General features: G+C 70.6%; 16 protein-coding genes. 5 read left to right on the forward strand and 11 right to left on the reverse strand.

The features are described from left to right. Positions 1–9 precede the first annotated feature (9 nt). On the reverse strand, positions 10–1,311 hold the full coding sequence (gene mmsB / locus I4J89_RS23580) for a multiple monosaccharide ABC transporter permease (protein ID WP_196416214.1): 1,302 nt from the start codon (positions 1,309–1,311) through the stop codon (positions 10–12). Beyond that, a complete protein-coding gene (gene mmsA, locus I4J89_RS23585) occupies positions 1,308–2,858 on the reverse strand; it encodes a multiple monosaccharide ABC transporter ATP-binding protein (protein WP_196416215.1) in 1,551 nt (516 codons plus the stop codon). The genes mmsB and mmsA overlap by 4 nt, the downstream gene beginning before the upstream one ends. A gap of 95 nt (positions 2,859–2,953) precedes the next feature. On the opposite strand from mmsA, the gene I4J89_RS23590 reads away from it, so the two are divergent. After that, complete coding sequence (locus I4J89_RS23590; protein WP_196416216.1) at positions 2,954–4,213, forward strand: ROK family transcriptional regulator; 1,260 nt, start codon at positions 2,954–2,956, stop codon at positions 4,211–4,213. Here I4J89_RS23590 and I4J89_RS23595 read toward each other — a convergent pair. Continuing rightward, on the reverse strand, positions 4,188–5,708 hold the full coding sequence (locus I4J89_RS23595; RefSeq protein WP_196416217.1) for a ricin-type beta-trefoil lectin domain protein: 1,521 nt from the start codon (positions 5,706–5,708) through the stop codon (positions 4,188–4,190). The two genes, I4J89_RS23590 and I4J89_RS23595, sit on opposite strands and share 26 nt — an antisense overlap. Before the next feature lie 121 nt (positions 5,709–5,829). On the opposite strand from I4J89_RS23595, the gene I4J89_RS23600 reads away from it, so the two are divergent. Beyond that, entirely contained in the window at positions 5,830–7,038 is a 1,209-nt protein-coding gene (locus I4J89_RS23600) for an RNA polymerase sigma factor (protein WP_309238449.1), read from the forward strand. Between the two features lie 4 nt (positions 7,039–7,042). Here the strand turns inward: I4J89_RS23600 and I4J89_RS23605 are convergent, their stop codons facing one another. Then, the gene (locus tag I4J89_RS23605) at positions 7,043–7,402 is read right to left on the reverse strand and encodes a YciI family protein (RefSeq protein ID WP_196416219.1); all 360 of its coding nucleotides are present in this window, start codon (positions 7,400–7,402) and stop codon (positions 7,043–7,045) included. After that, on the reverse strand, positions 7,399–8,415 hold the full coding sequence (locus I4J89_RS23610) for a GlxA family transcriptional regulator (protein ID WP_196416220.1): 1,017 nt from the start codon (positions 8,413–8,415) through the stop codon (positions 7,399–7,401). Before I4J89_RS23610 ends, I4J89_RS23605 begins: the two co-directional genes overlap by 4 nt. Before the next feature lie 93 nt (positions 8,416–8,508). Here I4J89_RS23610 and I4J89_RS23615 point away from each other — a divergent pair, with 93 nt between their 5' ends. Both I4J89_RS23615 and I4J89_RS23620 read left to right on the forward strand, forming a co-directional pair. Further along, positions 8,509–8,952 carry a hypothetical protein gene (locus I4J89_RS23615; protein WP_196416221.1) on the forward strand — a complete coding sequence of 148 codons (444 nt, stop codon included), beginning with the start codon at positions 8,509–8,511 and terminating at the stop codon, positions 8,950–8,952. Between the two features lie 2 nt (positions 8,953–8,954). Further along, positions 8,955–9,212, forward strand: a complete 258-nt coding sequence (locus I4J89_RS23620) for a DUF3817 domain-containing protein (protein WP_309238450.1) — start codon at positions 8,955–8,957, stop codon at positions 9,210–9,212. Here I4J89_RS23620 and I4J89_RS23625 read toward each other — a convergent pair. From I4J89_RS23625 to I4J89_RS23645, 5 genes are read right to left on the reverse strand one after another with little or no spacing between them, the layout of a single operon-like run. Next, positions 9,206–9,676 carry an SAM-dependent methyltransferase gene (locus tag I4J89_RS23625; RefSeq protein ID WP_196416222.1) on the reverse strand — a complete coding sequence of 157 codons (471 nt, stop codon included), beginning with the start codon at positions 9,674–9,676 and terminating at the stop codon, positions 9,206–9,208. The two genes, I4J89_RS23620 and I4J89_RS23625, sit on opposite strands and share 7 nt — an antisense overlap. Positions 9,677–9,689: 13 nt before the next feature. Next, positions 9,690–10,487 (reverse strand): ABC transporter permease, encoded by a 798-nt coding sequence (locus I4J89_RS23630; protein WP_196416223.1) that lies wholly within the window; start codon positions 10,485–10,487, stop codon positions 9,690–9,692. Continuing rightward, a complete protein-coding gene (locus I4J89_RS23635) occupies positions 10,484–11,251 on the reverse strand; it encodes an ABC transporter permease (RefSeq protein WP_196416224.1) in 768 nt (255 codons plus the stop codon). The genes I4J89_RS23630 and I4J89_RS23635 overlap by 4 nt, the downstream gene beginning before the upstream one ends. Continuing rightward, entirely contained in the window at positions 11,244–12,158 is a 915-nt protein-coding gene (locus tag I4J89_RS23640) for an ABC transporter ATP-binding protein (protein ID WP_196416225.1), read from the reverse strand. The genes I4J89_RS23635 and I4J89_RS23640 overlap by 8 nt, the downstream gene beginning before the upstream one ends. 19 nt (positions 12,159–12,177) lie before the next feature. Continuing rightward, positions 12,178–12,468, reverse strand: coding sequence for an antibiotic biosynthesis monooxygenase (locus I4J89_RS23645; RefSeq protein ID WP_196416226.1), 291 nt, complete (start codon positions 12,466–12,468; stop codon positions 12,178–12,180). Between the two features lie 60 nt (positions 12,469–12,528). On the opposite strand from I4J89_RS23645, the gene I4J89_RS23650 reads away from it, so the two are divergent. Further along, on the forward strand, positions 12,529–13,164 hold the full coding sequence (locus I4J89_RS23650; RefSeq protein ID WP_196416227.1) for a TetR/AcrR family transcriptional regulator: 636 nt from the start codon (positions 12,529–12,531) through the stop codon (positions 13,162–13,164). Here the strand turns inward: I4J89_RS23650 and I4J89_RS23655 are convergent. Further along, positions 13,161–13,958: an MEDS domain-containing protein gene (locus tag I4J89_RS23655; RefSeq protein WP_196416228.1), complete on the reverse strand. Its 798-nt coding sequence runs from the start codon at positions 13,956–13,958 to the stop codon at positions 13,161–13,163. The genes I4J89_RS23650 and I4J89_RS23655 overlap by 4 nt on opposite strands. Positions 13,959–14,059 lie beyond the last annotated feature (101 nt).

A 14,059-nucleotide genomic window follows, 5' to 3' on the forward strand; every position in this document is an offset into this window, starting at 1 on the left:
CTCAAGTGTTCATCGGGCGGCCGAGGTCTTCTCCTGCTCACGGGAGGCCTCGGCGAGGGCGACGGGATCGGCCGGTGTGTCCCGGCGGAACGGCCGCATCAGCGATCCGATGATCGAGAAGCGGCCCTGCTTCTTGTTGTAGACGTCCAGGGCGACGGCGCCGAGCAGGAACAGGCCCTTGATGATCTGGACCATGTCGGAGCCGGTGCCGGTCAGTTGCAGGCCGTTGTTGAGCACGGCCATGACGAGACCGCCGACGATCGCGCCGCCGATCGTGCCGAGCCCGCCGGAGACCGCGGCGCCGCCGATGAAGACCGCGGCGATCGCGTCCAGCTCCCAGTTCAGCCCGTCCTGCGGGCCGGAGGCGGCGGACCGGGCCACGAAGATCATGCCGGCCAGCGCGGAGAGGATTCCCATGTTGAGCATGACCAGGAAGTTGACCCGCCGCAGTTTGACGCCGGACAGCTCCGCGGCGCGGGAGTTGCCGCCGACCGCGTAGATGTGCCGGCCACCGGCCGTGTTGCGGGTGTAGAACGAGTACGCGATGACCAGGACGGCCAGGATGATGCCGGAGATCGGGAAGCTGGTGCCGACCCGGCCGCCGGCGAACCGCAGCGTGGCGAAGACGATCACGCCGACCATCAGGGCGACCCGCAGCAGCGAGACCCAGAGCGGAGCCGGCTCGGCGCCCTCCATCTGCTGGCGTACCTTGCGGGCCCGGAACTCCCGCACCGCGACGGCGACGCAGGCCAGCGCGCCCAGCAGCAAAGTCAGGTTGTTGTATCCGGTGTCCGGGCCGACCTCGGGCAGATAGCCCGCGCCGATCTCCCGGAAGCCCTCCGGCACCGGCACCGTGTCGGCGTTGCCGATGTACTGGTTACCGCCGCGGAACAGCAGCATGCCGGCCAGCGTGACGATGAACGCCGGCACCCCGATGTACGCCACCCAGAAGCCCTGCCACGCGCCGATCAGCGCGCCCACCGCCAGGCCGAGCACGATGCCGAGCAGCCAGGGTACGTGGTGCTCGGTGACCGCTTTGGCCACCACGATGCCGGTGAACGCCGCGACCGAGCCGACGGACAGGTCGATGTGACCGGCGACGATCACCATCAGCATGCCGATGGACAGGATCGAGATGTACGCGTACTGCTGGGTCAGCGCGATCAGGTTGCTGGACGTCAGGGTGAGACCGTCGGTGCGGATCTGGAAGAACAGGATGATCGCCACCAGCGTGAAGATCATCCCGAATTGGCGGGCGTTGGAGGTCGTACCCCCGAAGAGGTTCTTCTGGAGATCTCTGATTCGGCTCATCGCGTAGGTGTCTTCTTCGTCGAGGTCATCTGCTTCATGAGGAGTTCCGGATCGGCGTCGCGCCGGGCGATCTCGCCGGTGATGGTGCCTTCGAACACGGTGTAGATGCGGTCGCAGAGGCCGATCAGCTCGGGCAGCTCCGAGGAGATGACGATGACGCCCTTACCCTCGTCGGCGAGCTTCTGGATGATGCCGTAGATCTCGTACTTGGCGCCGACGTCGATGCCCCGGGTCGGCTCGTCGAGGATGAGCAGATCGGGATCGGTGAACATCCACTTCGCCAGGACGACCTTCTGCTGGTTGCCGCCGGACAGCTTGGTGACGCCCTCGTCGACGGTCGGCGTCTTGATCCGCAGGCTTCTGCGGTACGCCTCGGCCTCGCGATACTCGGCGGCCTCGTCGAGCACGCCGTTGCGGGTGATCTTTGACAGCTTCGCGGCGACCACCGAGGTCTTGATATCGTCGAGCAGGTTCAGGCCGATCGCCTTGCGGTCCTCGCTGACGTACGCGAGGCCGTGCCGGATGGCGTCGGCGACCGACTTCAGCTCGATCTCCTTGCCGTCCTTGAAGATCCGACCGCCGAGATAGACACCGTACGAGCGGCCGAACAGGCTCATCGCCAGTTCGGTGCGGCCGGCGCCCATCAGGCCGGCGAAGCCGACGATCTCGCCGCGCCGCACGGTGAAGCTGGAGTTCTTGCAGACCAGCCGCTCGGCGGAGATCGGATGGCGCACCGTCCAGTCACGGACCTCGAAGAACACCTCGCCGATCTGGGGTGCGTGGTCCGGGAAGCGGCTCTCCAGGTCCCGGCCCACCATGCCGCGTACGATCCGGTCCTCGTCGGCGCCTTCCGCCGCGACGTCGATCGTCTCGATGCTGCGGCCGTCGCGCAGGATGGTGATCGAGTCGGCGATCGCCTCGATCTCGTTCAGCTTGTGCGAGATCATGATCGAGGTGATGCCGCGCTGCTTGAACCCGCGCAGCAGATCCAGCAGGTGCCGCGAGTCGGTCTCGTTCAGGGCCGCGGTGGGCTCGTCGAGGATCAGCAGCCGGACGTCCTTGGCGAACGCCTTCGCGATCTCGACCAGCTGCTGCTTGCCGACGCCGATGTCCTTGACCAGGGTGTCCGGGTCCTCCTTGAGGCCGACCAGCGCCATCAGCTCGAGGGCCCGGTGGTTGGCGGCCTTCCAGTCGATCCGGCCGAAGCGGCGCGGTTCGTTGCCGAGGAAGATGTTCTCGGTGATCGACATGCCCGGGACCAGGGCCAGTTCCTGGTGGATGATCACGATGCCGGCCTGCTCGCTGGCCCGGATGTCGGCGAACCGGGTCTCCGAGCCCTGATAGACGATCGACCCGCGGTACGACCCGTACGGGTGGACGCCGCTGAGCACCTTCACCAAGGTCGACTTGCCGGCGCCGTTCTCCCCGCAGATCGCGTGGATCTCTCCGGGACGCACCACGAGGCTGACGTCCGACAGTGCCGTGACGCCGGGGAACTCCTTGGTGATCGAGCGCATCTCCAGCAGTGGTGGAGCGTGTTCGTCCATGTGCGCCTCAGCTGTTTCACAACGGGAAAGTTTGTGTGCCGGAACTGTAAATCCAAATATTTTACTAAGTCAATCGTCTGGGGCATCATGACTGCGTGCGACGCACAGGTACCAATCTGCCGAAGGTCGGCCAGTACAACCGGGCCGTCGTGCTGGACCAGATCCAGCACGCCGACGGCATCAGCCGCGTCGAGATCGCCGAGCTGACCGGCCTCACGCCGCAGGCCGTGTCGGGCATCGTCCGCCGGCTGATCGACGAGGGCATCGTCCGCGAGGACGGGTCGGGGCTGTCCAACGGCGGCAAGCCGCGGACCCGGCTGCGCATCAACGCGGGAGCCGGCCTGGCCGTCGGCGTCCACTTCGATCCGGCCGGGCTGTCCTGTGTGGTCGTCGACCTGCTGGGCCGCCCGCTGGCCACCGCGCAACGGCCGACGCCGGCCGGTGCCGACCCGGCCCGCATCACGGCGGCCGTCGCCGGCCTGGTCGATGAGGTCCTCCCGGCCGCCGGGGTGCGGCGCGGCCAGGTCCTCGGCCTCGGGGTCGCCGCACCCGGCCCGATCGACCAGCCGCTCGGCGACCTGGTGGCACCGCCGCAACTGACCAGCTGGGGCCGGGTTCCGCTCAAGGAGATGCTGGCCGGGGCCACCGGCCTGCCGGTGACCATCGACAACGACGGAACCGCCGCGGCGATCGGCGAACGCTGGGCGGGCGTCGGGCGGGGAGTGGCCAACTTCGCCTACTTCTTCTTCGGCTCCGGCATCGGCGGGGGACTGATCCTGGGTCACCAGGTGCACCGCGGCGGCTCGATGAACGCGGCCGAGTTCGGGCACACCTCGGTACGGCCGGACGGTCCGCTCTGCTACTGCGGCAACCCGGGCTGCCTGGAGAGCCTGATCAGCCCGGCGGCACTCACGGCCGACGTGCGGCGACGGCTGTTCGCGGGCGCCGATTCGCGGCTCGCCGCATCGTTCCGCGACGACCCGGCGACTGTGGACTACGACGCGCTCCGGCTTGCCGCGGCGGCCGGTGACCCCCTGGCGGCCGAGGTCGTCGACACCGCCGCCGGATGGCTCGCCACCGCCGTCGTCAACGTGGCGAACATCGTCGACGTCGATCTGGTGGTCCTCGGCGGGCACGGCATCCGGCACATCGGGGAACGGTTCCGCAGCGCGGTGGGCCGGGCGCTCGCCACCCGTACGCTCGCCCGGCGCATCCACACCGTGCGGGTGGAGTTGTCCCCGCTCGGTGCGGATGCCGCCGTCGTCGGCGCGGCCGCGCTGGTGCTGTACGCCGCCTACTCACCGCAGGTCTCGGAGTTGCTGTCGTTGCCTAGGCGCGCCGCCACTTCTGGTTGAGCGTGCCGGCGCAGTCCCACAGCTGCACCCGGGCCCCGTCGTTGCCGTTCCACTCCTGGATGTCCAGGCACTTGTTCGCCTGCGGGTTCACCAGGTCACCGGCGGCGCTGAGCACCCACTGCTGGGCCGGGTTCCCGCTGCAGGTGACGATCTGGATGACCACGCCGTTGGCGGTGGAGCCCCACGGCACGTCCAGGCACTTGTTGTTGCCGGTACGCAGCGCGCCGCCGACCGCCTCCCACCGCTGCGCCGCGGTGCCGTTGCACGTCCACATCTGCACCAGCACGCCGTCGGAGAAGTTGCCGTTCGGCACGTCCAGGCACTTGTTGTTCCAGTTGCTGACGATCGCCGAGCCGCCACCGCCCCCGCCGGTGGTGGTCAGCGACAGGCCGTACACCTGGAGGATCTCGTTGACCGGCTGGAACCACATGGTGCCGCCGGTCGTGCAGTTACCGGAGCCGCCCGAGGTGACGCCCTGCGCCTGGTTCCCGGAGATCCACGAGCCGCCGGAGTCGCCCGGCTGGGCGCAGGCGTTGCTGCGGCTCAGGCCGGAGACCGCACCCTGCGCGTAGTTGATCGTCTCGTTCTTGCCGAGCAGGGTGCCGCACCGCCACCCGGTGGTACGCCCGGAGCGGCAGATCGAGCTGCCGACGGCCGCCTCCTGCGACCCGGCGACCAGCACGTTCCCGCCGGCGTAGTTGTTCACCCAGGGCTGTGGGACCCAGTTGCCGTTGGTGCGTACCCAGGCGTAGTCGTTGCCGGGGAACGAGGAGCCGGCGAACGTACCCTGTGCCTGGTTGTTGAAGCCGAGCGTCGGGCTGCCCACGCCGCCGCAGTGGCCGGCGGTGACGAACCCGCCCGCGACCGAGAACCCGACCGAGCACAGCGTGTTGCCGTTGATCACGTACTGGTCGCCGCCGCGGATGTCGTACATCGGCTCCGGCCGTCGCGCGCTGGTCCGGACGGTGACCGCGCCGGCGCCGCTGCTCGCGGCGAACTGGCGGGCCTGCGCCTCGGCGCCCGGTTTCGCGGTGACCACGACACTGTTGGCCGCCGGGTCCACGTACCAGCTGTGCACGGCGTCCGGCGCCTGGGCGCCGTACCGGTCGAGCTTCGCCCGGGCCGCGGCGAGGTCACTCTCGCCGCGCTTCACGATCGTGGCGGTGGCACCCTCCGCGCGGACCTTGGCGGCGGCCGCCTCGCTGGTCACGGCCACGGTGAGGCGGGTCGCGCCGTCCGGGATCCACGCGCCGGCGAACCTGGTGCCGAGTTGAGCGCGCAGCCGTTTCTCGATGACCGGGGCGGCGGCCTCGGTGGTGAGCCGTTTGGCGATCTCCTTGTCGTCGAGCTGGAGGTCTCGGCGCATCGCGGTCAGCATGCCGGGATCCAGGTCGGCTTGCGGGGCGGCGGGGGATGGTGCGGCGGGGGACGGGGCGGGCGTCACGCCGAGGGCGGTGAGCACCACCGCGGCGACGACGAGGGCTCTGCGTGGCATGGGTCGTCCTTTCACCGGGGATGAGAGAGCGCTCTCGCGGCTGATTCTTGACAACCCATCGATAACTGTCAACAAACCTCCCCGTTTCCCGGCGGGCACCGGGATGTTGCACTCTGGTGCGGTGGACGATGTGGCCGCACTTGTCGACCGGATCTGGCGCAGCGACGCGGCCGGCATGCTCGGCGCGCTCAGCCGGCGGCTCGGCGACTTCGACCGGGCCGAGGAGGCGCTGTCGGATGCCCTCGCGGAGGCGCTGAAACGCTGGCCCGGCGAGGGCGTGCCGGACAGCCCTGCCGGCTGGCTGGTCACCACGGGCTGGCGCAAGGCCCTCGACCGGCTGCGCCGGGACGCGGTCGCCCGGGAGAAGACCGCCCGGCTCGCCGCCGAACCGCCGCCGGAACCGGGCGTGGACGACCGGCTCGCCATGATCTTCGCCTGCTGCCACCCGGATCTCGCCGAGCCGGCCCGGGTCGCCCTGACCCTGTACGCCGCCGGCGGCCTGAGCACCGCCGAGATCGCCGCCGCGTTCCTGGTCCCGCTGCCCACGATGGCGCAGCGCCTGTCCCGGGCCAAACGCCAGCTCCGCGAGCGCGGCATCCGGTTCGAGATGCCAACACCGCAGGAGTACGCCGACCGGCTGTCCTCCGTGCTCGCGGTCATCTATCTGGTGTTCAACGAGGGCTACCTGTCCACCGGCCGCTCCGCCCAGCGCGGCGAACTGGCCCGCGAGGGCGTCGAACTGGCCCGTCAGCTCGCCGCACTGCTGCCCCGCGAACCGGAGGCCGCCGGCCTGGCCGCCCTCCTGGAGCTGCACCACGCCCGCGCCGCCGCCCGGTTCGACTCGTGGGGCCGCATCGTGCTGCTCGAACAGCAGGACCGCCGGCTGTGGGACGAACCCGCCATCGAGCGTGCCGCCCTGCGGCTGCGGTCGGCGGTACGCCAGGGCCGCCCCGGCCCCTACCAGGTACGCGCCGGCATCGCCGCCCTGCACGCCCTGGCCGTCTCCTACGCCGCCACCGACTGGGCCGACGTGCGCTCACTGTACGACCGGCTGTACGCGCTGGACCCGTCCCCGGTCGTGCTGCTCAACCGTGCGGTGGCCACCCGGTTCGCGGCCGGCCCGGCCCAGGCCCTCGAGGAGGTCGACGCGCTCGCCGACCGGCTGGCCGGTTACCACCTGTGGCACGCCACCCGGGCCGATCTGCTGGCCACCCTGGACCGCCCGGCCGAGGCCCTCGCCTCGGCCGAGCGGGCCCTGGAACTGGCGTCCAACCCGGCCGAACGCGAGCTGATGTCGCGCCGGGTGGGCGAGCTGAGACGCCGGCTGTGAACCCCTACTCGCGACTCATCAGCGGCCGGACCTCCAGCGCGGTCATGCCGGCGGCCAGGGGCCAGGTGGCCGCGATCCGGGCGGCCTCGTCGATGTCGTCGCACTCCAGGATGACGAGCCCGCCGATCACCTCTTTCAGTTCCATGTACGGCCCGTCGGTGATCACCGGCGCGCCGTCCGCCCCGGCGCGTACCGTCTTCGCCGTCGCCCGCGGCTCCAGCTCGACGCCGCCGTCCGCGATCTTGCCGGTCGGCTGCCACCGCTCGTACCAGGAGTAGACCTGCTTCATGACGTCCTGCTCGTCCTCCGGGGCCAGGGAGGACCACTCGCGGTCGTCGCCGCAGATCAGCATCGCGAACTTCATGGGCTGCTCCTCGTTGCTCGTGAAGGGCTGTTGCTCCCGGGTGACGAATGGGCGGCATCACTTCTCGACAGCCTCGACCGGAACGTCGTCCGATAATTTTGCGGGCTCGTCCCGGTGATCCGCTTGAAGCGGTCGCGGAAGGCGGTGGGCGAGCCGAAACCCACCTGCCCGGCGATCTGCTCGACCGGTTGATCGGTGGTCTCCAGCAGGTGCTGCGCCCGGCGGACGCGAGCGCGCAGCAGCCACTGCAACGGCGTGGTCCCGGTCTGCTCGCGGAAGCGCCGGTTCAGCGTACGGATGCTCATCCCGCCCCGCGCGGCCAGATCGGCGAGCGAGAGATCGATGTCGGTGTTCTCCTGCATCCAGCGCAACAGCGGCTCCAGGCCGGCGCCGCGCGGGGCCGGCGGCTGCTCCGGGACGATGAACTGCGCCTGGCCGCCCTCCCGCTCGAGGGGCATCACCGCCAGGCGGGCGGCGTCGGCGGCGACCGCGGAACCGAGGTCGCGGCGGATCAGGTGCAGGCACAGATCCAGGCCGGCGGCCGCGCCGGCCGAGGTGAGGAACTGGCCGTTGTCCACATAGAGCACGTGCGGGTCGACGTCGACGGCCGGGAAGCGCTCGGCGAGGGCCGGCGCGGCGAGCCAGTGTGTGGTGGCGCGCAGCCCGTCGAGCAGCCCGGTCGCCGCCAGGATGAAGGCGCCGACGCAGACGGAGGCGAGCCGGGCGCCGCCGGCGGCGGCTTTGCGAAGATGATCAAGAACCTCTTCCGGTACGCGTGAAGCGGGATCCTCGCAGCCCGGCAGGATGATCGTGTCGGCGTCGAGAAGGGTGTCCAGTCCCCACGGCGTCTGGAGAGTGAACACTCCGGCGTCCACTGTGGCGCTCGCGGCGCAGGCGCGTACCTCATAGGGTCTGCCGCCGTCGGCGAGCCGGAGTCGTCCGAACACCTCGATCGGGGTGGCCAGGTCGAACGGGATCACCTTGTCCAGGGCGAGGACGGCGACGACATGCATCGCCCGATCCTACGGAGCCGGTGGCCAGAATCCGTTGGAGGCGGGCAATCCAGCCAGTTCCGACCGGCCGGAACCGTCAATAGCGTTCCTCGCGTGACAAAGCTCCTGCTCAGCCTGCACGTCCTCGCCGCGATCATCACGATCGGCCCGGTAACCGTCGCGGCCAGCATGTTCCCGGCCGCCACCCGCCGCGCCCTCGCACCCACCGGCACCGGCCGCGACCGCGCCGCGCTGCGCCTGCTGCACCGCATCTGCCGCGTGTACGCCCTGCTCGGCATCGCCGTGCCGGTCTTCGGCCTGGCCACCGCCAGCAGCCTCGGCGTCCTCGGCGACGCCTGGCTGATCACCTCGATGCTGCTGACCGCGATCGCCGCCGCCCTGCTGGCCCTGTTGATCCTGCCCGGCCAGCGGCGCGTGCTGGCCGGCGCGCCCCTGCCGCCGGCCCGGCTCGGCATGCTCACCGGCGTCTTCAACCTGCTCTGGGCGGTCGTCGTGGTGCTGATGATCGTCCGTCCCGGCTCGACGACCGGAGCCTGACCGTGCCCAGGCGCCCCTTGGAGATCGCCGCCGTCGCCGAGCTGCTCTCCCTCGCCGTCCTGCTGGTCAACCTGGCGACCGCCCACGTCCCGCAGGTCACGTCCCTGGGCGGCCCGGTGCACGGCTGCGCCTACCTGTTCGTGGTGATCCTGACGGCCTGGCACCCGGCGGCCTCCCGGCGGACACGGCTGCTGGCCGCCATCCCCGGCGTCGGCGGCCTGCTCGCCACGCGCGCCCTCCGCGCCGGGCGGTCTCAGTAGTAGCGGCGCATGAGCCGGGTGGCCCAGCCGGGCTGGATGACCGGGTGGCGGGGGGCGAACTCGGCCAGGTAGGGCTTGATGTCGAGCACCGGAGTGCCGGACAGTGCGTCCAGGTCGGCGACGTGCAGGTCCAGGCCGCTGACGGTGAGCAGGCGGCAACGGGAGACGCCCAGGCGATTGGGGCGGTACGGGCCCCGGTGCGCGAAGACTCCCACGGGTGCCCCGTCCGGGTCGCCCCGCGGCGGGCGAGGCTCGCGCGGGACGGCGGACGGGTCGATCCGGTCGAACTGGAAGACGACCTCCAAGTGGGAGAAGTGTTCCAGGCCGAGCAGGGCGGACTCGTCGTAGGACGTGGCGTCCAGCCGGATCACTGCGCGCACGTCGTGCCAGTCGTCCTCGAAGATCTCGTGGCGGCCGCCGATCACCTGGCCGACGGGTCGCAGCGTCACGGAGTCGGTTGTCATGTGGGCTCCAGGGTCAGGGACGGCCGAGCGTGCCGCGGCGTTTGGCGAGGTGTTCGAGCCGGTTGAACGCGATGCTCCCGGCGGTCAGGATGAGCAGCGGCTGGATGAGAAGCCAGCCGAGACCCCAGCCACTGGGCAGGTCGGTCAGGGTGTGACCACCGATCAGGATGTCGCGCATGGCCTCGACGCCGGGTGCGATCGGCACGGCGAGCCGGCTGACGGCGGCGACGGCGTCGGGCATGGCGGCGAGCGGTACCAGGGTGCCGCCGACGATGGCGTAGACGGCGACGGACAGCTGAGTGATGATCTCGATGCGTTTGAACACCAGCGTCAGTCCGCACAGGACGAGCGCCAGCCCGCAGGTGCCCACGACGATGGCGGCCAGCGGCACGATCACCCGCGCGTCGAACGGTACGCGTCCACCCTGGGCGTGGATGACGACGGCGCCGGTGGCCAGCACGGCCAGCGCGGTGGGCAGGGCGGCGATCGCGGCGGCGACCTGCCGGCCGAGGATGAGCGCGGACGAGGGGAGCGGGGTGAGGTAGGTCTGTTCCAGCACACCGGACTGGATGTCGCCGAGGTATCCCCAGAACATGCGGTTGACCTGTTCGTGGATGAACGTCAGCGCCATCATGCCGAGCAGGGCCGGCAGCAGCAGTTCGGCGCGGAGCTGGCCCCGTCCCATGAACAGGACGATGAGCAGGTAGAAGACGGGGAAGGTGATGAGGTTGACGAGGACCTCGCGCCATCCGGCGACGACGTTGAGCAGGCCCTTGCGTACCTCCGCGGTGAACCCGCGGGTGAAGGTCATGACGGCTCCCGCAGGGTTCGGCGGTGGTTGCGGACGAACAGCAGGCCGCTGGCGACCGTGAGCACCACGGTGTGGGCGAGCAGCTGGGGCAGGGTGCCGCCGGTCCAGAGCTCGGCCACGGTACGGCCGTCGAACAGCGTCCTGGTGATCGCCTCGATGCCCAGCGTGGTGGGCAGGAGTCTGGCCAGGACGGCCAGCCAGTCCGGGTAGAGGGCCAGCGGCAGGAACGACCCGTTGAGCAGCAGCACCAGCGAGACCAGCAGCGACTGGAGGGCGCCGATCATCGGCGAGCGCAGTGCGACGGCGGCCAGCAGGAAGGTGAAGGCCAGCACGTCGACCCCCAGCAGCAGGACCGGAAGCAGCGCCGCCCAGGACAGCGGGAGGGTGATCCCGGCAACCAGCATCGGCACGGTGGCGGCGACCGCCGCCACCGCCAGGCCGAAGATCGAGGCGGTGATCAACCGGCCGAGCATCGGCAGCCACGGCGGCGCCGGGCTCATCCGAGCCTGAGCGAGCGTGCCGGTGCGCTGTTCCTCGATCAGGTCGGCCACCATCACCAGACCGGCGTACTGGAGGAACCAGTACGCACCGATGGCGACCAGTGTCTGGGGCAGGACGTCCTGGCGTAGCTCGCCCTGACCGAGCACGAACTGCAGACCCAGATACATCATCGTGCTGATCAGGAGCGTGATGACGTGACCGGCCGGGTGGGCGAGCTGGATCCGCAGGCCCTTGCCGATCTCGGCGCGCAGGACGTCAAGCATGCGCCGGCTCCTGGATCAGGGCGAGGAACACGTCCTCCAGGTCGGGCCGGACCTGGGTCAGCGACTGCAGCACCACACCGTGCGCGCGGAGGCGTTCGACCAGGTCGTAGACCTCGCCCGGCGCGTCGACCCGCAGCGTGATCGTGGTGACGCCGTCGCGCGTGACGCCGTCGAACCCGGGCGGCGCCGCTCCCTCCACCCGGATCTCGTATCGGTCGCGTTCCCGGGAACCGGCCAGCAGCTCACGCGTGGGCAGGTCGGCGACGAGCCGGCCCTGGCGGATGACGGCCACCCGGTCACACACCTCTTCGACCACGCCGAGCTGGTGGGTGGTGATCAGGACGGTGGTGCCGAGTTCGCCGGCGAGCTCGGCGATCCACCGCTTGATCGTGCGGGTGGCCTCCACGTCGAGGCCGAGGGTGGGCTCGTCCAGCAGCACGATCGGCGGGTCGGCGATCAGCGCGGCGGCGATCGCGACCTTCTGTTGCATGCCGCGGGAGAAGCCGCCGACCTTGTCGTCACGGCGCTCCCACAGACCCAGTTCGGTCAGCAGGTCGCGCGCCCGGTCCTTGATCCGGGCCCTGCGCATGCCTTTGAGCCGCCCGAAGTACATCAGGTTCTGCCAGGCCGACAGGCTCCAGTAGACGTTGCGGGAGCCTTCCAGCACCGCGCCGATCCGGGTCATCGCGGCCGGCCGCTGCCGGGTGACGTCGAAACCGCCCAGCCGGACCTGGCCCGAGGTGGGGGTCAGCAGGCCGGCCATCATCTTGATCGTCGTGGTCTTGCCGGCACCGTTCGGTCCCAGGAAGCCGATCACCGATCCGGCGGGGACGTGCAGTGACAGGTTGTCGACCGCCGGCAACCCGGCGGTGGCGTACACCTTGGTCAGAGCGTTGATTTCGATCATGTCTCTCCTCGGTCCGGAGTCAGTGCTCGTCGACGATCTCGATGTCGCTGGCGACCGGTCCCCGGGCCAGCGCGAACGCCGTGGTGGCCTCGGCGCCGCCGGGCACCGCCTGCCGGGCCGCTCGCAGGCTGTCGGCCGAGTCCCAGCGCCAGATGCCGACCCAGTTCTCGTCGTCGATCCGGCCCAGGCGTGCCTCGGTGAGACCGGGGACGGCCGCCCGGGTGGCGGTGACCAGGGCGGCGTGGCGGGCACGCAGCTCGTCGGCGTCGGCCGGATCGATCTGGAAGCGGGTAACGGTGACCACTGGCATGACTAGACCTCTTCTCTAGAGTCGACTTCTAGTTACGAGGTCTAGATATAGTCTCCAGTCATGAGTGACGTCAAGCGGACGAACAAGCGGGCACAGAAGTCTCAGGAGACGCGCGGGCGGATCCGGCAGGCGGCGCTCGAGTTGTTCACCCGCGACGGCTACGGCGCCACGAACCTGCAGGACGTCGCCGACCGGGCCGGCGTCGCGATCCAGACGATCTACTTCGTCTTCGGCAACAAGCGCGCCCTGCTCAAGGAGCTGGTCGACGTCACGATCGCCGGCGACGAGGAGCCGGTGGCCACGATGAACCGGCCCTGGTACACCGATGCGCTAGCCGCCGGCACGGCTCCGGAGATGCTGCGCGCCTACGTCGCGGGCACCACGTCCGTGCTGGAGCGGGTCGCCCCGATCGGCAGGATGCTGCGGGCCGCGGCCGCGAGCGATCCCGAGGTCGGCACGCTGTGGCCAGCCGGGACCGACCCGCGGTACGTCGTACACCAGCACGCCGCCGAGGCGCTGGCCGGAAAACCGGGCGCGAACCCGGACGTGCCGGTGGAGGAGGTCGCCGACCTGCTGTACGGCCTGCTCAGCCCGGAGTTGTACCTGGTGTTCGTGGAAGAGCGCGGCTGGTCGGCCCAGCGCTGGCAGCGATGGGCCGGCGACACGCTGCACGCCCAGCTGTGCCGATCCGACTAGGGCTGATCCGACCGGGACGGAATTCCGTCGCCCGCCCGGATCAGGTCGAGCAGCTCGATCTGGTCTCGGCTGGCCCTGATGGTCAGGCCGGTGAGCTCGGTATAGCCGCGGACGATGGTGGCGAGGGCTCGTACGTCCAGGAACGTCATCGCCGTGATGTCCAGGACGTCGCCGGGCCGCAGGGTGCGGGCCAGGGCCGCGAACGCGAGGGAGTTCGCCAGGTCGGTCTCGCCGGAGAGTCGCAGGGTCCGGCCGGTGCGCCGGTGGCGGAGCGGCGACCTGTCCTGGACGCCGGCGGGATGGGCCCGGCAGGCCGCCGCGACCTGCTTGGCCGGGAAGACGCGGGTGTCGTACTGGCAGATGGCGGTCAGCTCGCGGCTGGTGAACAGGCCGGCCGACTCGGCCTCGAAGTCGGTGAGCGCGTCGGGATCGACCCCGGCCGCCCAGGTCATGTCGACACTGACCCACAACCCGGAAAAGCCGGCGTCGACGGCCTGGCGGGTCGCGCCCGCGTACGCCTCGTTCAGGTAGGCCGGGTCGAATCGGCCGGGCGCCAGCTGCACCTGCCGGCTGTCCGCGATCTGTACCTGACCGCTGCGGACCGCCCCGGCGATCACCGGGCTGCTCGCACCGAGGCGGTGCTGGAAACAGCTCCGGTGCGGGCCACCGGGAAAAACCATGACCAGGGCGGACGCGGCGACGGCCTGCTCGGCGAAGCGGATGGTGTTGCCGGCGAACTGTGCCTCCGCCGCGAAGGTGGCGCTGATGTGGTCACCCGGTTGGATGGCGAGCACGGCGATCACCTCCTCGGCCCGACCCGCCGGCCTGGCTGAGCGTATCGCGGCCCCGCGCCGGGAGGGGATCGCCGAACCGGACAAGCGGTGCGTCATCGGCA

It is taken from the genome of Actinoplanes aureus, assembly GCF_015704865.1.
In the GTDB taxonomy this organism is placed as follows: domain Bacteria; phylum Actinomycetota; class Actinomycetes; order Mycobacteriales; family Micromonosporaceae; genus Actinoplanes; species Actinoplanes aureus.